Origin of the sequence: Lolliginicoccus lacisalsi, assembly GCF_014841105.1 — a bacterium.
GTDB lineage: Bacteria > Actinomycetota > Actinomycetes > Mycobacteriales > Mycobacteriaceae > Lolliginicoccus > Lolliginicoccus lacisalsi.
In genome coordinates this window covers 315860-333395 of record NZ_JACYWE010000002.1, presented here as the reverse complement: position 1 = coordinate 333395, position 17536 = coordinate 315860, and the positions used below count along the sequence as shown (strand labels likewise).

Below are 17536 nucleotides of genomic sequence, written 5' to 3'. Positions count from 1 at the left end.
GGAGGTGCGCTACGGGGAGGGGGCGTCGGGAGTGGCGGGCTGGAAGGCGCGCGGCGTGGCTCCGGTCCATCTCCTGAATGCTCGGCGGAACGCGCTGGGCTCGGAGAACCCGAGCGCGGTGGCGATCTGATCGATCGACTCGCCCCGCCGGAGCCGGGCGATCGCGGCCTCGCGCAGGACTTCGTCGCGGATGCGGCCGGCGCTGGTGCCCTCGCGGTTCAGCAGCCGCCGCAGGTGTGATTCGCTCAGCGCGAGCCGGGTGGCGATCTGTGCGTTGCTGGGCAGCGCGTGCAGCGGCGAGCGCTGCAGCATGCGGAGCACTTGCGTGGTGCGGGGCGTGTTGCCGGCGGGCGCGGTGAAGAGCCGGGCGGGCGCGGTGCGGAGGAACTCGAGGAGGGTGTGCTCGGTCTGCACGATGGGGGCGTGGAGGGCGCGGGGCTCGAACACGATGGCGGCGGTGGGTGCGCCGAGGGTGGGCGTCACGCCGAAGAGCGCGCGGTAGAAGGTGGGCGCGTAGTCATCGCGGGCGGGGTAGGGCAGCGCGACGCGCACCGGGGCGAGCGGGTGGTCGATCAGCCAGGCGGCGAAGCGGTGGATCAGCAGGAACGCGAGCTCGATGAGCAGCTGGGTGGCTTCGTCGGGGCGGTGGCCGCGCAGGTCGAGGGTGACGGCCCCGGTGGTGGTGTCGATGCTGAAGGTAATGGGGGTCATGGCGGGCAGCGCGGGCAGGGAGGAGATCATCCGGGCGAGGGCGTGCCCGAGGTCGGGGGAGTGGATGAGGGCGAGGGTGACGAGGCGGAAGGTGCCGCGGGGGACGGGGGCGGCACCGAGGCCGCCGAGCTCATCGTTGGTCAGTGCCCAGACGGCCCGGGTGAAGGCGGAGGCCTCGCTGGGCTTGACGGCGGGGCCGCTGGCCTCGAGGACGCCCCTGGGTATGCGGGCGGCGTCGAGGGCGGGCCGCAGGTCGATTCCGCGGGTGTCGGCGGCGTGCACGGTGCGCCGGACGTATTCGGTGGGGATGCGGTGCGGCATGGTCCCCTCACCCTATGTGATCGTTTCGGTCATGGACATTGGGCGGTTTGGTCATCGCCAAGCATTTAAGTGGGGCGTACTGTGACACCAACGATTGTGTCTACATTCCAGAAGGAGCCACCCAGCGTGGAGCGCACCATCTACACCCCCGAGCAGATCATGTTCCGCGATTCCTACCGTGGATTCCTCAAGGAGCACGTTGCCCCCCACCATGAGCAGTGGGAGAAGGACGAGGTCGTGCCACGCGAGGTGTGGGCGGAAGCGGGCAAGCTCGGGTTCCTCGGCACCGCGGTGGACGAGCAGTACGGCGGGGGCGGCGATCCTGACTTCCGCTTCAACGCCATCGTCTCCGAGGAGACTGCCCGCGGTGGCTTCAGCGGCCTCGGCTTCACCCTGCACAACGATGTGGTGCAGCCCTACCTGATCGAGCTGTGCAACGACGAGCAGAAGCAGCGCTGGCTGCCTGGCTTCGTCTCCGGCGAGATCATCACCGCCATCGCGATGACCGAGCCTGGCACCGGATCGGACCTGCAGGGCATCAAGACCACCGCGAAGAAGGATGGCGACGACTGGATCCTCAACGGGTCCAAGACGTTCATCACCAACGGCATCAACGCCGACCTCATCATCGTGGTCGCCAAGACCAACCCGGACGCGGGCGCCCAGGGCTTCAGCCTCTTTGTCGTCGAGCGTGGCATGGAGGGCTTCGAGCGGGGCCGCAACCTCGACAAGATCGGCATGAAGGCCCAGGACACGGCCGAGCTGCACTTCGACAACGTGCGCGTGCCCGCGGCCAACCTCCTCGGCGAGGAGGGCATGGGATTCATCTACCTCATGAAGAACCTCCCGCAGGAGCGACTCTCCATCGCCGTCGTCGCGGCAGCAGCCATGGAGGCATGCCTGGACCTGACGATCGACTACTGCCGGGACCGCAAGGCGTTCGGCCGGGGCATCGGCAAGTTCCAGAACACCCGCTTCGTGCTCGCCGAGCTCGCCACCGAGACCCAGATGGTGCGCCTGGCCGTGGACAAGTGCATCGAGCAGCTCAACGAGCAGAAGCTCTCCGTGCAGGATGCCGCGATGATCAAGTGGTGGTCCACCGAGAACCAGGTCAAGCTGATCGACCGCTGCCTGCAGCTGCACGGCGGCTACGGCTACATGCGCGAGTACCCCATCGCCAAGGCGTACCTCGACTCGCGCGTGCAGACCATCTACGGCGGCACCACCGAGATCATGAAGGAGATCATCGGCCGGGGGCTGAACCTCTGATAACCGCAAGGCGCAGCGGGGAGTCAACCCTCATGATCGGTGGACAGCCGGGATGCCCCGGCCAGCCGGCGCCCGGCCTCGGCGAGCACCTCGTGCCGCTTGCAGAACGCGAAGCGCACGAGGTGCCGCCAGTCCGCCTGGTCACGGGCATCGACGAACGCGCTGACCGGCACCGCGCCCACCCCGATGCTGCCCGGCATCGCCCGGCACAGGGCACGCGCATCACCGTGCCCGAGGGGGCGCGGGTCAGCGATCACGAAGTACGTGCCAGCACTGGCGCGCACTGCGAACCCGGCTTGCGAGAGCGCCGCCGCGAGGGCATCGCGCTTGCCCTGCAACTCCTCCCGCAGCCCATCCACCCACGGCTGCTCGCCGCGCAGGGCCGTCGCCACGGCGGGCTGCAGCGGCCCGCCCGACACGAAACTCATGAACTGCTTGGCCGCCCGCACCGCCGCGACGAGCTCGCGCGGCCCGCACACCCAGCCGATCTTCCAGCCGGTGCAGTTGAACGTCTTGCCCGCGCTCGACACGCACAGGGTGCGCTCGCGCATGCCGGGCAGCGCGGCGAGCGGGCGATGCTCCGCTCCGTCGAACACCAGGCGCTCATACACCTCATCGGTGATCACGATGAGGTCATGCTCGATCGCAAGCCCCGCGACCTGCGCGAGCTCGGCCTCCTCGAGCACGCTGCCGGTCGGGTTGTGCGGCGAGTTGATCACCAGCAGCCGCGTCGCGGGGGTGATCGCCGCCCGCAGCGAATCCACGTCCAGGACGAAGCGATCGCCGTCCTCGACGAGCCGCGCGCAGCGATGCCGTGCCCCGGCCATCGCGACCGCCGCCGGGTACGAGTCGAAATAGGGCGCCACCAGCACCACCTCGTCGCCCCGGTCGGCCAGCGCGATGATCGAGGCGGTGATGCCCTCGGTCGCACCGACCGTCACCAATACCTCGTCCGCGGGATCGTAGGCGGTGCCATAGCGGGTAGCACGGTCCTCCGCGATGGCCTCCCGCAGCTCCACGCGCCCAGCCCCCGGCGGGTACTGGTTCGCCCCGCTCGCGATCGCCTCCCGCGCGGCTTCGAGCATCGCGCTCGGCCCGTCCTCGTCCGGAAAGCCCTGGCCGAGATTGATCGCCCCGTGCCGCACCGCCAGTTCGGTCATCTCGGCGAATACGGTGGAGCGGAACGGTTCGAGACGAGGTACGAGCATCCCGCCACTGTAGCCATCACCAGCATCAACCACTAAGGAAAGGAAAGCACTCGTGACCACTAACGAGGCATTCATCTACGAAGCGATCCGCACCCCGCGCGGGCGCGGCAAGGCCAACGGCTCGCTGCACGGCGTCAAGCCCGTCTCCCTGCTCGTCGGGCTTGTCGAGGAGCTGCGCCGCCGCTTCCCCGACCTCGACGAGAACCGCATCTCCGACCTCATCCTCGGCTGCGTCACCCCGGTCGGTGACCAGGGCGCCGACATCGCCCGCACCGTCACCCTCCTCGCGGGCATGCCCGACACCGTCGGTGGCGTGCAGATCAACCGGTTCTGCGCCTCGGGCCTCGAGGCCGTCAACATGGCCGCGCAGAAGGTTCGTTCCGGCTGGGACGAGATGGTCATCGCCGGTGGCGTCGAATCCATGTCCCGCGTGCCCATGGCCTCCGATGGCGGCGCCTGGGCGATGGACCCCGCTACCTCCTTCGACACCTACTTCGTGCCGCAGGGCATCAGCGCGGACCTCATCGCCACGATCGAGGGCTTCACCCGCGATGACGTCGACGCTTACGCGGTGCGCTCGCAGGACCTCGCCGCCAAGGCCTGGACCGGCGGCTACTTCGCCAAGTCCGTCGTGCCCGTCACGGACCAGAACGGCCTGCTGATCCTCGACCACGACGAGCACATGCGGCCCGGCACCACCGCCGACAACCTCGCCAAGCTCAACCCGTCCTTCGCCGCGATGGGCGAGATGGGTGGCTTCGACGCCGTGGCGCTGCAGAAGTTCCACCAGGTGGAGAAGATCAACCACGTCCACCACGGCGGCAACAGCTCCGGCATCGTCGATGGCGCCGCCCTCGTGCTGCTCGGCACCGAGAAGGCTGGCCAGGATCTCGGCCTCACCCCCCGTGCCCGCGTCATCTCCACCGCCACCAGCGGCGCTGATTCCACCATCATGCTCACCGGCCCCACCCCGGCCGCGCGGAAGGCGCTCGCCAACGCCGGGCTCACCGTCGATGACATCGACCTGTTCGAGCTGAACGAGGCCTTCGCCTCCGTCGTGCTGAAGTTCCAGCGGGACCTCAACATCCCCGACGAGAAGCTCAACGTCAACGGTGGCGCGATCGCCATGGGCCACCCGCTTGGCGCGACCGGCGCCATGATCCTCGGCACCATGGTCGACGAGCTCGAGCGCCGCAACGCGCGCCGCGCGCTCGTCACCCTGTGCATCGGCGGCGGCATGGGCGTCGCCACCATCATCGAGCGCGTCTGACCACCTCCGAAACTTCTCGAAAGGCAACAATCGTGACTGACAACATGATCGCGTGGGAGCAGGACGGCGACGGCATCGTCACGCTCACCATGGACGACCCCAACCAGGGCGCCAACACCATGAACGACCTCTTCGGCTCGTCGTTCCAGGCGACCGTCGACCGCGTCGTCGCCGAGAAGGACAGCATCAGCGGCGTCATCCTCGCTTCCGCGAAGAAGACCTTCTTCGCCGGTGGTGACCTCGACTCCCTGATCGCCGTGCAGCCCTCCGATGCACAGCAGATGTTCGATCAGGTGCAGGCGCTCAAGGCCGCGATGCGCACCCTCGAGACCCTCGGCAAGCCTGTCGTTGCTGCCATCAACGGCGCGGCACTCGGCGGTGGCCTCGAGCTCGCTCTCGCCACCCACTACCGCGTCGTCGCCGATGTGCGCGGCGTGCAGCTTGGCCTCCCCGAGGTGCAGCTTGGCCTGCTCCCCGGCGGCGGTGGCGTGACCCGCACCGTCCGCATGCTCGGATTGCAGAACGCGCTGATGCAGGTGCTGCTGCAGGGCCAGCGGCTCAAGCCCGCCAAGGCGCTGGAGCTCGGCCTCGTCAACGAGGTCGTCGGCTCGGTCGAGGAGCTGATCCCCGCCGCGAAGGCTTGGATCAAGGCCAACCCCGAGGCGCAGCAGCCGTGGGACGTCAAGGGCTACCGCATCCCCGGCGGCACCCCGTCGAGCCCCAAGCTCGCGCAGATGCTGCCGGCGTTCCCCGCGAACCTCCGCAAGCAGATCAAGGGCGCTCCCATGCCCGCGCCGCGCGCCATCATGGCGGCCGCCGTCGAGGGCTCGCAGGTGGACTTCGACAACGCCTCGACTATCGAGTCCCGCTACTTCGTGCAGCTCGCCACCGGGCAGACCGCGAAGAACATGACGCAGGCGTTCTTCTTCGACCTGCAGGCCATCAACAAGGGTGCCTCGCGCCCCGAGGGCATCCCGCAGCGCCAGGCCAAGAAGGTCGGCGTGCTCGGTGCCGGCATGATGGGCGCGGGCATCGCCTACGTCTCCGCCAAGGCGGGCATGGAGGTCGTGCTCAAGGACATCAGCATCGAGGCCGCCAACAAGGGCAAGGCCTACTCCGAGAACATCGAGGCCAAGGCACTCTCCCGCGGCAAGACCACCGAGGAGAAGTCCGCGGAGCTCCTCGGCCGCATCACCCCCACCGCTGACGCCGCGGACCTCGCGGGAGTGGACTTCGTCATCGAGGCCGTCTTCGAGAACCCCGAGCTGAAGAACAAGGTCTTCCAGGAGATCGAGGACATCGTCGAGCCCGACGCGCTGCTTGGCTCCAACACCTCCACCTTGCCCATCACCGGCCTCGCGCAGGGCGTCAAGCGGCAAGAGGACTTCATCGGCATCCACTTCTTCTCTCCCGTGGACAAGATGCCCCTCGTCGAGATCGTAAAGGGGGAGAAGACCTCCGCGGAGGCCCTCGCCCGCGTCTTCGACTACGTCCTCGCGATCAAGAAGACCCCGATCGTGGTCAACGACAGCCGCGGGTTCTTCACTTCCCGCGTCATCAGCACCTTCCTCAATGAGGCCATCGTCGCTCTCGAGGAAGGCGTCGAGCCGTCCACCATCGAGCAGGCCGGGCTCCAGGCCGGATACCCCGCGGCGCCGCTGCAGCTGTGCGATGAGCTGAACTTCCTCACCATGCAGAAGATCTTCAAGGAGACCCGCGAGGCGCTCGAGGCCGAGGGCAAGAAGATCGACGACGCCGCCATCAAGGCCGGAGCCATCGTCGACCGCATGGTGTCCGAGTTCGACCGCACCGGCAAGTCCGGCGGGGCCGGCTTCTACGACTACAGCGACGGCAAGCGCACCGGACTGTGGCCGGGGCTGCGCGAGACGTTCAACTCGAGCCCTGACGCGGGCGTCTCCCTTGAGGAGCTCAGCGACCGCATGATGTTCGCCGAGGCCATCGACACCATCCGATGCTTCGACGAAGGCGTCCTCATGACCCACGCGGATGCCAACATCGGCTCCATCTTCGGCATCGGGTTCCCCGCCTGGACCGGTGGCGTCATCCAGTTCATCAAGGGATACCCCGGCGGCGTCGATGCCTTCATCGCCCGCGCCGAGGAGCTCGCCGCCAAGCACGGTGAGCGCTTCGCGCCGCCCGCGTCCATCAAGGATGTGCTCGCCCGCGGCTAGCAGTCCTGGTTGTCTCGCCAGCCCGGTTCCCGTTCGCGCGGGGGCCGGGCTGGTTCTTTGCGTGGGGCGCCCCCGGATGTGTGCGGTTTTGCACCCTCTCAGCGGCTTGGGAAGGTACAGAAGGTAACACTTCCGAGGGTGGAGCTGGGAGCTGGGCCTACCCCCGGTAACCGGCCGCGGCGAGGGCCTCGCGGATGTGCTCCAGCAATGCCTCGGGGGCCCGCAACGACTCGGGCAGCACGCGGATCACCCGCCACCCCGCGCGCAGGCAGTCATTGGCCCGGTGCGCATCGCGGCGTGCCTGCCGTGGATCGGTGAAGTGATGCGCGCCGTCATACTCCACCGCGACCTTCCACTCAGGCCATGCGAGGTCTGTGCGAGCGCTGAAGAGCCCGCGCTCGTCGCGGATGACGTGCTGGGTCCGCGGCCTCGGCAGGCCCGCGCGCACGATGAGCAGCCGGAGCCTGGTCTCCTGCGGTGATTCCGCCCCCGGATCCGCGAGGTCGAGCACGGCGCGCAGTGCAGTGATGCCCCTCGCGCCGCGCCCGTCCGAGGCGTAGCGGGCAAGCTGGGCGGGGGTGAGCCTCGTCGCCTGGTAGAGCGCATCAACGAGGACGACCGCCTCATCGAGAGGCTGGCGGCGGGCTAGGTCGAACGCGGTGCGCGCAGGCGTGGTCACCCGCATCCCTCGCGCCGTCGCTACGTCGCCCTCCCGCAGCTCGTCGCGGTGCGCGATCAATCCAGTCGCGCGCACCACGCGCGGATGCACGATCTCGGGAGGGCGTTCGGGCAACCAGCGGGTGCCCAGCACCGCGGCCGCGGAGATCCCCGAGAGCACGCATTCGCCATCGGCCCACACCCACGCGGCGCGGGCCTTGAGGAGTGGGGTCAGCTCTGCATCTCGATCGACATAGACGCCGCTGAGGACGCGCTGGTACTTGCGGAGCTGGCAGCGGGTATATCCAGCGCTGCGGGGCTTGAAGGGATCCACGCCTAGATTCGACGCACGCGGGCGCGCGGAGGTTCGCGGATGCGGCGCGGATCACAGTCGCGGTCCGAGATCCCGCCGGTTGTGTGCGGTTTTGCACCCTGCTAGCGGCTCGGAAGGGTGCAAAAGGTAACAGTTCCGGCGGAGAGGATGGGGAGCCCGGAGCGAGGGCGCTCAGTCGCGCGCGGTCTGGCTGGCTTGCAGCTTGCGGGCGTGGAGGCGGACCTCGGCGTCGAGCCCGCCGCGGTGGCGGCCGTTGACCTTGGGCATGACGAGGAATCCGATGATGATCAGGCCGAAGAGGCCGACGGAGGCGATGAGCCACCAGGCGTTGATGCCTTGCACGAGGAGCACGGTGTAGAGCATGAGCATCACAGCGGAGTAAGCAACGAAAACGACACTGATGAGGGTTTCGTACTTCTCGCTGGGCGTGTTCATGGTGATGTGCGTCCTCCGCTGTCTGTGGTGCTTGTCGCTGCATCCAGAGTGGTGGATGGGTTCTCCTTCCCGTTAGGAGCTTGGTCACACCCCGCAGGGTCATCCTGGTCACATCAACCAAGCCGCGATTGCGCAGAACATCCCTTTTGCAGCGCGGGAGCGGGAAATTGCTCTCGCGCGGCACGTAGCGGGATGTTGTTCCAGTACAGGGCCATGGAGCCGTAGGGTAGGGCCATGGAGCAATCGACTCGTTCCCCGATCAAGCCCGTTAGCCTGCTCGATGCCGCGAAGGCATTGCCCGCGTTGATCCCGGACGCGCCGGGCATGCTGGTCGATGCGGTGCAGCTGCTGTCGATCCGGGCGACCACCCGCAAGTCTGTCGGCAAGGTATTCCAGGATGCTGCCGCGAAGCACCCGGACCGGCCGTTCCTGCGGTTCGAGGGCAGTGACATCTCGTATGGCGACGCGAACGCGCTGGTGAACCAGTATGCGGCCGTGTTCGCGAGCCACGGCGTCAAGCGCGGCTCAGTGGTGGGCGTTCTCGCCCCCAACCGTCCATCGACGCTGCTAGCGGCATTGGCCGCGGTGAAGCTCGGCGCAGTGGCGGGCATGCTGAACTACAACCAGCGCGGCGAGGTGCTGGAGCACAGCCTGAAGCTGCTCGATGCGACCGTGCTCGTGGTCAGCGCGGCTGCCCGCGAAGCGTTCGACTCCTTGCCAGCGGGCAAGGTCAAGGGCACGGTGCTGGGCTTGCGCGACGAGAACGAGAAGCTCGGGGGCTTCGCGGACCTCGACGAGCTCGCGGCGGGGGAGCCGACGGAGGATCGTCCGGTGACGGCGGATCTGCGCGCGAAGGAGAAGGCGTTCTACATCTTCACCTCGGGCACCACCGGCATGCCGAAGGCCAGCACGATGTCGAACATGCGCTGGCTGAAGAGCATGGCGGGGCTCGGGGGGCTCGGCGTGCGCCTCGACGGCGATGACGTGCTGTACTCCTGCCTGCCGCTGTATCACAACAACGCTCTGACGGTGTCGCTGTCGTCGGTGCTGGGGGCGGGCGCGACGCTGGCGATCGGCCGGTCGTTCTCGGTGTCGCGGTTCTGGGACGAGGTGGTGCAGGCGGAGGCGACGTCGTTCTGCTACATCGGCGAGCTGTGCCGGTACCTGCTGAACCAGGATCCGAAGCCCATCGAGCGGCATCATCGGGTCCGGGTGGTGGTGGGCAATGGCCTCCGCCCGGAGATCTGGGAGGAGTTCCAGGAGCGGTTCGGGATCGAGCGGATCGCCGAGTTCTATGGCGCGAGCGAGTGCAACCTCGCGTTCGTCAACGCGCTGAACGTGGAACGCACGGCCGGGATCTGCCCGCTGCCCTTCTCGATCGTGGAGTACGACGAGGAGAATGAGCAGCCGCGCCGCGGTGCCGATGGCAAGCTGCGCAAGGTCAAGAAGGGCGGCAAGGGCCTGCTGATCACGAAGATCACCAGCCGGGCCCCGTTCGATGGCTACACCGACCCGAAGGCCACCGAGAAGAAGGTGCTGCGCGACGCTTTCAAGGAGGGCGACGCCTACTTCAACACCGGTGACCTCGTCTACAACCAGGGTTTCCGGCACATCGCGTTCGCCGATCGCCTGGGGGATACCTTCCGCTGGAAGGGCGAGAACGTCGCCACGACCGAGGTGGAGGGCGCGCTCGGATCGCTGTCGGAGGTCGATCAGGCGGTGGTGTACGGCGTGGAGGTGCCCGGCGCTGACGGCAAGGCTGGCATGGCGGCGATCCAGTTGCACGATGGCGCCTCGTTCGATGGGAAGAGGCTCGCCGATCACCTGATCGACAGCTTGCCCTCATACGCGGTGCCGTTGTTCGTGCGGCTGATCGACGAGGTGCAGCAGACCTCGACGTTCAAGTCGCAGAAGGTGGAGCTGCGCAACGCCGGCTACGACCCCGAGCAGGTGGACGACCCGCTGTACGTGCTCGCGGACGCGGAGCGCGGCTACATCGAGTACTACGCGGACTATCCGGCTGACGTCGCGGGCGGCAAGATCCGGTTCTAGCACCCGCACCAGCCCCGCGAGTGTGCGAGAAACGACACGTTTTCGCACTGGCGATGTCGCCGTTCGCACACTCGCGGGGGTACTGGCGTGAACAAGGAGAAGGGCCCCGGCAGTGGAGCGCATCCACCGCCGGGGCCCTTCGTCGTTGCTGGCTCAGCCCTGGAACTGGCTGATCAGGTCAGCGATGAACGCTGCCCCATCGAAGAGGCCCTCGATGCTGTAGGAGACCTCGGCGAGGGAGTAGAACATGTCAGCGAGGTCAGTGATGGAACCCATGGTTGTCCTTTCGGGATCAGATGCGGGTCAGGCGCCGATGGCGTCGGCGATGACGGCCCACGAATCGTGCAGGTCGTCCTCCCAGTAGCCCCACGAGTGGGTGCCGGTGGGACGCCAGTTGAAGGTGGCCGGGATGTCGAGCTGGGCCAGCCTGGACTGCAGGTTGATGGTGCAGGGGATCGTGGCGAGCTCGATAGCGCCACCAACGATGATCTGGTTGGTCAAGGTCGCCTGGTCACCGGCGATGCGCGAATCCTCGATGGTGTCGTGATGCCCAGCGATTCCCGTGTCGTTGGAGACGTAGATCGTGGTGCCGCGCAGCTTCTCCGCGTTGATCACCGGATCATGCGCCACCCAGCCGGGGCCGCCGTAGGGGCCCCACATGTTGGTGGCGTCGGCATTGCCGCGGCCCTCGACGACGGTGCGGATGTACTGCTGGCCGATCGGGTCGGCGGTCTGCGCGCAGCCACTGTAGGCGGCGACGGCGTTGAACAGGCCGGGCCGGGCGATGGCGAGGTTGAACACGCTGGTCGCAGAGGTGGAGATCCCGGCGACCGCGTTCACGCCATTGGCTCCGAGCGCGTTGTCGATCACGGGGGGAAGCTCCTCGGTGAGGAAGGTCTCCCACTTGTGGCGACCGAGGGTGGGATCGTCGCGCTCCCAGTCGGTGTAGTAGGACAGCCGGCCCCCGATGGGCGTGATGACGTTGACGTTCTTGTCGGAGAAGAACTCGTCAGCGTCGGTCCGCGCGGACCAGGTGGCGGAATCCTCTCCGCCGCCCGCCCCATTGAGCAGGTACAGGGTGGGGCGCGGTACCGAAGTGTCGGCGGGGCGCAGCACCTCGATGGGGATGACCCGGTCCATCGACGGGGAGTAGACGTTGACCGTCAACTTCTGCGTGCCCGTGACCTCGGTGGACACCACATACGCGCCGGACGTCTGGCCAAGAGCAGAGGTGCTGGTGCCCACGACGGGGGCGACCAGCAAGGCGGTGGCAGCGGCCGCGGTGACCAGCCTGCGTCGGAACGATGCTCGGCGCATGAATGAGACCTCACCTTGTTGAATGCGGAACAGAAGTAGTTCGCGGGGAACATTAATCGATCGCTTCAGGGCATACCGGGCGTTACAGGAGATTGGTGCACGACCGCGACCGTGCTGTGTTCTCCCTGTACCAGGTGCTCGTGCCAGGGTGCTCCGTTAGGCAGGATCCCGGTCGGCAGCGTCCCAATCGGCGGCTCGTGATACACCGCACCCCCGAGCGCGCTGGCGCGCCCAGGGGTGGCGGGATCACTCAGGGGGTGCGGATCAGTCGTCAGCACCGATGCTGCCGAAGCTCTCCATCGAGCCAACGACGCCGTAGCGGACGCCATCGCCATCGGTGCCGCCGAGAAGCTCAGCGATGCCGGAGAGGAGGTCGCCGGTGCCGCCGTTGTAGTCACCGAGGCCGGAGAAGAAGTCGCCGCCAGCGGAGAGGGCGGAGATGAACAGCTCGGCGTCGGCTGCGATCTGGGCAAGTGCGTCCATGGTCTGGCTCCTTGGTTCGGGTCGTGCTACGTGAATGGTGCTGCGCCGGTTTGGCGCTCGGTGAAATTTCTACCGCACCGCACGGGAATGCGGGAGCCTCCGTCTGGTGTTGTTAACGCAAATGACGCGGATCTCGCGGCTATCACATTCTGGGCACGCGCAGATTCGTACGCGGATAACCTGTGCGTTTTCTGAGTGTTTACTGTGACGTCACCCGGCATATTGTGAGCGACGTCACGGAAGGGTTTCCCGTTCAGTTAACTCACGGTTTACCAGCGTCCCAACCTGTGGGACGCGGAGCGGTTGCTGGAGGTTCGCCCGCGCGGCATCCGGCAATACGGGCGAATCGGGGCATGTCGCGGGGTTGCTACATCAGCAATCTAGGCCACATGAGGCCAGTGAGTAAGGCGAAACGCTGGCTCACAAAAAAATTGTAATGTGATGCGCATCTCAGTTCACATTGGTGACATAGCGATATGCGAATGCGAATAGTAGTTGGGGGAGTGTGCGGTGCGCGCTATTCAGCGCAGCTCCGGTGGCAGTTCCTTCTCCTTGAGGATCGGATAGCTACGCGACTTCTCCGCTTCCTCCGTGCGAACCATGTTCTTGCGCAAGACTTCCCACTCCACATGGGGGATCGCCCGGACGGCCCGCGCGAGCACATCCACATCCCGGGCGGCCCACGCGATCGGTACCGGGCGGACTTGCTGCCATACCTTCGACCCAGGCGCGCCCGAGGTCACCGCCACGCAGGCCACCCGCTCGCCCTCGCGACGCTCATGGCCAGGCAGGTTCTGCACGCGCCGCGGCACGAGCGCCCACACCGGTGGCCCGGATCGGTCCCGCGCCACGTTCACCAGCGCTAGCAGCGTCACCCCGCGCGGCCGCACCGCCGTCACTACCGACGGGACCAGCTCGTACTCGCTGTACAGCTTCTGCAGGTCCGTGGCGCGGCGTGGCGCGTAGATGCCCGCGTAGCCCATGCCGACCGCGGCCACCAGCAGCGCGCCCGCGAGGATCATCGCCCAGGGCTCGCCCACGAAGAACAAGCCGACCGCGCCACCGATCAGCAGCGCGATCATGATCAACGCCGAGAACTGCACGCGACGCAGGTCGGCGAGCATCTCGTTCACACGACGGGCATGGGGCACATCAACAAGGAAATCCAGGGTTCGCACGCCTAACAGCCTACTTCGCCAGCCGGCCCTACTCGGATGCCGCGTCCCCGATCGCGGGCCCCAGCAGATCATCGGCATCCACGATCCGGTACGCATAGCCCTGCTCGGCGAGGAACCGCTGCCGGTGTGCCGCGTACTCCGTATCGAGGGTGTCGCGCGAGACCACCGAATAGAAGTGCGCCTGGTGCCCGTCCTTCTTCGGTCGCAGCAACCGGCCGAGCCGCTGCGCCTCCTCCTGCCGTGACCCGAACGTCCCCGAGACCTGCACCGCCACCGAAGCCTCCGGCAGGTCGATCGAGAAGTTCGCGACCTTGCTCACCACCAGCGTGCTCACCTCGCCCCGGCGGAATGCGTCGAACAGCTCCTCGCGCTCCTTGTTGCGGGTGGACCCCTGGATCACCGGGGCGTCGAGCTCCGCGCCCAGCTCCTCCAACTGGTCCAGGTAGGCACCGATCACCAGCGTCTGCGCTCCCTCATGCCGCGCCAGGATCGACTTGACAACCGCGATCTTCGTGCGCGCCGTCGAGCACAGCTTGTACCGCTCCTCGGGCTCGGCCACCGCGTACGCCATGCGCTCCGCCTCGGTGAGCGTCACCCGCACCTCCACGCAATCGGCCGGCGCGATCCAGCCCTGCGCCTCGATGTCCTTCCATGGCGCGTCGTACCGCTTCGGCCCGATCAGCGAGAACACGTCGCCCTCGCGACCGTCCTCGCGCACGAGTGTCGCCGTCAGGCCCAGGCGGCGGCGCGATTGCAGGTCGGCGGTCATGCGGAACACCGGCGCCGGGAGCAAATGCACCTCGTCATAGATCACCAGGCCCCAGTCGCGCGAGTCGAACAGCTCGAGGTGCTTGTACTCGCCCTTCGAGCGGCGCGTGATCACCTGGTAGGTGGCGATCGTCACCGGGCGGACCTCCTTGCGCTCGCCCGAGTACTCGCCGATCTCCTCCTCCGTCAGCGACGTCCGCGCCAGCAGTTCCCGCTTCCACTGCCGGCCCGAGACGGTGTTCGTCACCAGGATCAGCGTCGTCGCCGAGGCCCGCGCCATCGCCGCCGCGCCCACGATGGTCTTGCCCGAGCCGCACGGCAGCACCACCACGCCCGAGCCGCCATCCCAGAACGAGTCCGCCGCCATCTGCTGGTAGTCCCGCAGGTGCCAGCCCGCGCTGGTATCGAGCGCGATCGGATGCGCCTCCCCGTTCACATAGCCCGCGAGATCCTCCGCCGGCCAGCCCACCTTCAGCAGCATCTGCTTGAGCCGGCCCCGCTCCGACGGATGCACCGCCACGGTGTCCTCATCGAGGCGCGCCCCCAGCATCGGGGCGATCTTCTTGTGCCGCATCACCTCGGTCAGCACCGCCCGGTCCAGGCTCACCAGCGTCAACCCCTGCGCGGGATGCTTCACCAGCTGCAATCGGCCATAGCGGCCCATCGTGTCCACGATGTCCACCAGCAGCGCCTGCGGCACCGGATAGCGGGAGAACCGCACCAGCGCATCGACCACCTGCTCGGCATCATGGCCGGCCGCCCGCGCGTTCCACAGGGCCAGCGGCGTCACCCGGTAGGTGTGCACATGCTCCGGCGCGCGCTCCAGCTCCGCGAACGGCGCGATAGCCGACCGGGCCGCATCCGACGACTCATGGTCGATCTCCAGCAGCAGGGTCTTGTCAGACTGCACGATCAGCGGACCACCCGACACGCACACGCTCCTCACGCTCTTGGCAACAGACCTTCCATTGTGCCGAAAATCAAGCGTCGTGCACCGTCACCGCACTGATCCTATGCACCGGGAAGCGCCGCACCACGCCCGCCGACGCATCCACCGCCTCGAGCTGCCCGCCCGCCACCGACACCGGGTCCACCGTCCGGACGCCCGCCACGCCCTGAGCGTCGACATACCCGATCGTCACCCGCGACCGGCTCCCCACGGCTAGTTGCAGCATCGCCAGGGTCTCCGACATCGACGCGCCCACCCGGCCCGGCTCCGCCGCTGCCGCCCGCACGTTCCGCACCACCTGCTCGAGCTGCTCCCGCGGCGGCACCCGCAGCACGCCCACGGCCGCGCGCCGCGGCATCCGATGCGGCGGGACACGCGTTCCCCGCGGCCGCATATCCACGATCGCCCCGTCGACACCCTCGCCAGCGGGGGAGAAGCCCGCCGTCCGCAAGCGCTCCAGCACCTCCGTCAACGGCGCCTGCGACACCGCCACGGTCGGCGCCAGCGCCCGCAGGCCCAGCTCATCGGCCACCGACGACGCCAGGATCTCCGACAACAACGCCGCGTCCTCGCACCGCACGAAAGCCGAACCCACCCCGACGCGCAACCGGCCATGCCGCCGCGCCATGTCATCGACCAGGTACGACATCGCCTGCGGCACCGGGGTGCGCGACCGCCGCTCGAACAATTGATGCACCTGCGCCGCCGACCAGCCCGCGTCCAGTGCCCGCAGCACGCTCCGCTCCGTCACCCGGAACACCGTCGCCGCGCCCGCCGACTCCACATCCGCGACCAGTGCCATCTGCTCCTGCAGCTCTGGCATCAACGGCCCCGGCGCCACCACGGTCAAGTCCGCCTGCACCAGCACATGATCCAGCGGCTCCGGCAGGATCCCATCGACCGCGCGCGCCAGCGCCGTCAGATCGCCGTCGTCCAGCAGCACCCGGCCTGGAGCAGAGACGCCCAGCCCGGAAAGGACACCGCTCGCCACCACGCCGAGCTGCCGAGCCTCCGCCAGAACCGATCGCACCACCACGCCACCGAAGCGGCGCGACAAGCGCGGCCACCGCCACAGCAGCCACCGCTGCACGTCGAGCTCGCCCGCGCCACGGCCCGCCGCGACCGCCTCCACGATCACCCGGCGATCCGCTGGAGCAGACACCTGCCCCACCTCATCCGACAGCACCACCACCGGCTTGCCATCGCGATCCCGGGCACCCACCAGCCACGGCCTGCGCGGCATCAACCACCACGCCCGCGCGAGCACCGACCAGCGGTGCGCCATGTCCGCCCGGCTCCACGCATCCACCGCGTCCGTCGGTGCCCACTCCAGCACCAAGCCGCTCGTCGCCGGCTGGCTCCCCACCAGCCCGGCCTCCACCAGCACCTCCAGCAGCAGCGCCGACCGCTCCTCCGCCACACCCGGGTGCTTGGCGATCCGGCGCAGCTCCCGCACGCCCACCCCGCCCGCGCGCAACCCCTGCAACGGGGCGTCGCCCAGCGCCGTGACGAGCGCATCGCACTCCCGGAGCAGGTCCGCCACCTCGCCCGCCGCCGCGCCGTCCACTTGCTGCTGGCCAGGCACGCGGCCAGCGCCGCCATCGGGCTCGGCCACCGCGTGCGGATCCACCATCGCATCGCCGCGCAGCCACTGGCCCACGTGATGCGGCAGCTCCACCGTCCGCTCATCCACCCGCACCAGCAAACCGGCCTCGATCAGGCGCGGAACCGGCCGATCCGCATCCGCCCGGGGATCGGCATCCCGCGTGGAACCCACCGGCGAGCCATGCGCCAGCGTCTCCAGGATCGATCGCTGCGCCTCATCGGTCGACGCCACGAGCCCCGGCACAGCATCCATCGGAGCGACCTCGCGCAACGAGCCAAGCCGGCCCGCCCGCCACGGCACGCACTCCGCCACGCCCGCCAGCAACCGCACCGCAGGGGCGGATTCCACGGGATCAGAATCCGTGCCGGCACCGTCCGGATCATCGCCCCACAACAAGGCGCGCTGCCGCAACCACTCCACGCGCTCCGCGAAACCTACCTCCGGCACCACCAGCCCGGTAGCACGCAGCACCTCGGCCGCGGCATCCGGCGACACCCTCGCCCGCACCGCCCCCGCGATCACGAACGCCTCCACCACCGACAGCGTGAAATAGTCCGCCTCGTCCATGGCGCGCTGCACCGACGCCCGCAACCGCAGCCGCTCGCACAGCACGCGACCGTTCAGCGGCGGCGGCACGGCCACATCCGGGCGCACCGAGAGCAGCGTCACGAGCCAGGGCTCGCCACGCTCCAAAAGCCACGCATCAAATGCAGCATCACCCGAGCTTGTTCGCGTCATCGAGTACCAGCGTAGAGACTCCGCACCCCCAAATGGGACCGCGCCCGC

The 17536-nt window shown here is 68.2% G+C and carries 14 protein-coding genes; 4 read left to right on the top strand and 10 right to left on the bottom strand.

Annotated elements, in window-relative coordinates:
• Nucleotides 1–9: 9 nt before the first annotated feature.
• A complete protein-coding gene (locus HT102_RS05020) occupies nt 10–1032 on the bottom strand; it encodes an AraC family transcriptional regulator (protein ID WP_192038302.1) in 1023 nt (340 codons plus the stop codon).
• Nucleotides 1033–1158: 126 nt separating this feature from the next.
• Between HT102_RS05020 and HT102_RS05015 the strand changes: the two genes are divergently transcribed.
• Nucleotides 1159–2301, top strand: coding sequence for an acyl-CoA dehydrogenase family protein (locus HT102_RS05015; protein ID WP_192038301.1), 1143 nt, complete (start codon nt 1159–1161; stop codon nt 2299–2301).
• 23 nt (nt 2302–2324) lie between these two features.
• Here HT102_RS05015 and HT102_RS05010 read toward each other — a convergent pair whose 3' ends face one another.
• Complete coding sequence (locus HT102_RS05010; RefSeq protein WP_192038300.1) at nt 2325–3509, bottom strand: pyridoxal phosphate-dependent aminotransferase; 1185 nt, start codon at nt 3507–3509, stop codon at nt 2325–2327.
• Between the two features lie 52 nt (nt 3510–3561).
• Here HT102_RS05010 and HT102_RS05005 point away from each other — a divergent pair, with 52 nt between their 5' ends.
• Together HT102_RS05005 and HT102_RS05000 are read left to right on the top strand one after the other, a co-directional pair.
• Nucleotides 3562–4779 (top strand): acetyl-CoA C-acetyltransferase, encoded by a 1218-nt coding sequence (locus HT102_RS05005; RefSeq protein WP_192038299.1) that lies wholly within the window; start codon nt 3562–3564, stop codon nt 4777–4779.
• A 32-nt stretch (nt 4780–4811) separates the two neighbouring features.
• Nucleotides 4812–6971 carry a 3-hydroxyacyl-CoA dehydrogenase NAD-binding domain-containing protein gene (locus HT102_RS05000; protein ID WP_192038298.1) on the top strand — a complete coding sequence of 720 codons (2160 nt, stop codon included), beginning with the start codon at nt 4812–4814 and terminating at the stop codon, nt 6969–6971.
• A gap of 157 nt (nt 6972–7128) precedes the next feature.
• Here HT102_RS05000 and HT102_RS16250 read toward each other — a convergent pair whose 3' ends face one another.
• Both HT102_RS16250 and HT102_RS04990 read right to left on the bottom strand, forming a co-directional pair.
• The gene (locus HT102_RS16250) at nt 7129–7962 is read right to left on the bottom strand and encodes a DUF559 domain-containing protein (protein ID WP_192038297.1); all 834 of its coding nucleotides are present in this window, start codon (nt 7960–7962) and stop codon (nt 7129–7131) included.
• A 171-nt stretch (nt 7963–8133) separates the two neighbouring features.
• Nucleotides 8134–8397 (bottom strand): hypothetical protein, encoded by a 264-nt coding sequence (locus tag HT102_RS04990; protein ID WP_192038296.1) that lies wholly within the window; start codon nt 8395–8397, stop codon nt 8134–8136.
• A gap of 234 nt (nt 8398–8631) precedes the next feature.
• Between HT102_RS04990 and HT102_RS04985 the strand changes: the two genes are divergently transcribed.
• The gene (locus HT102_RS04985) at nt 8632–10449 is read left to right on the top strand and encodes a long-chain-acyl-CoA synthetase (protein ID WP_192038295.1); all 1818 of its coding nucleotides are present in this window, start codon (nt 8632–8634) and stop codon (nt 10447–10449) included.
• 153 nt (nt 10450–10602) lie between these two features.
• Here the strand turns inward: HT102_RS04985 and HT102_RS16120 are convergent, their stop codons facing one another.
• The 6 genes from HT102_RS16120 to HT102_RS16115 all read right to left on the bottom strand — a co-directional run bounded on the left by HT102_RS16120 (nt 10603) and on the right by HT102_RS16115 (nt 17488).
• On the bottom strand, nt 10603–10725 hold the full coding sequence (locus HT102_RS16120; protein WP_269902742.1) for a hypothetical protein: 123 nt from the start codon (nt 10723–10725) through the stop codon (nt 10603–10605).
• A gap of 27 nt (nt 10726–10752) precedes the next feature.
• Nucleotides 10753–11766, bottom strand: coding sequence for an alpha/beta hydrolase (locus HT102_RS04980; RefSeq protein WP_192038294.1), 1014 nt, complete (start codon nt 11764–11766; stop codon nt 10753–10755).
• Between the two features lie 264 nt (nt 11767–12030).
• Nucleotides 12031–12249 carry a hypothetical protein gene (locus tag HT102_RS04975; protein ID WP_192038293.1) on the bottom strand — a complete coding sequence of 73 codons (219 nt, stop codon included), beginning with the start codon at nt 12247–12249 and terminating at the stop codon, nt 12031–12033.
• 521 nt (nt 12250–12770) lie between these two features.
• Nucleotides 12771–13427, bottom strand: coding sequence for a DUF3239 domain-containing protein (locus tag HT102_RS04970; protein WP_192038292.1), 657 nt, complete (start codon nt 13425–13427; stop codon nt 12771–12773).
• 28 nt (nt 13428–13455) lie between these two features.
• Entirely contained in the window at nt 13456–15126 is a 1671-nt protein-coding gene (locus tag HT102_RS04965) for a DNA repair helicase XPB (RefSeq protein ID WP_192038291.1), read from the bottom strand.
• A 49-nt stretch (nt 15127–15175) separates the two neighbouring features.
• The gene (locus tag HT102_RS16115; protein WP_192038290.1) at nt 15176–17488 is read right to left on the bottom strand and encodes a helicase-associated domain-containing protein; all 2313 of its coding nucleotides are present in this window, start codon (nt 17486–17488) and stop codon (nt 15176–15178) included.
• Between the last annotated feature and the right edge of the window lie 48 nt (nt 17489–17536).

Bases quoted from the DNA above. Each gene is read 5' to 3' on its own strand.
- HT102_RS05020 (WP_192038302.1), bottom strand. From the start codon at position 1,032: ATGCCGCACCGCATCCCCACCGAATACGTCCGGCGCACCGTGCACGCC.
- HT102_RS05010 (WP_192038300.1), bottom strand. From the start codon at position 3,509: ATGCTCGTACCTCGTCTCGAACCGTTCCGCTCCACCGTATTCGCCGAG.
- HT102_RS04990 (WP_192038296.1), bottom strand. From the start codon at position 8,397: ATGAACACGCCCAGCGAGAAGTACGAAACCCTCATCAGTGTCGTTTTC.
- HT102_RS04985 (WP_192038295.1), top strand. From the start codon at position 8,632: ATGGAGCAATCGACTCGTTCCCCGATCAAGCCCGTTAGCCTGCTCGAT.
- HT102_RS16120 (WP_269902742.1), bottom strand. From the start codon at position 10,725: ATGGGTTCCATCACTGACCTCGCTGACATGTTCTACTCCCTCGCCGAG.
- HT102_RS04980 (WP_192038294.1), bottom strand. From the start codon at position 11,766: ATGCGCCGAGCATCGTTCCGACGCAGGCTGGTCACCGCGGCCGCTGCC.
- HT102_RS04975 (WP_192038293.1), bottom strand. From the start codon at position 12,249: ATGGACGCACTTGCCCAGATCGCAGCCGACGCCGAGCTGTTCATCTCC.
- HT102_RS16115 (WP_192038290.1), bottom strand. From the start codon at position 17,488: ATGACGCGAACAAGCTCGGGTGATGCTGCATTTGATGCGTGGCTTTTG.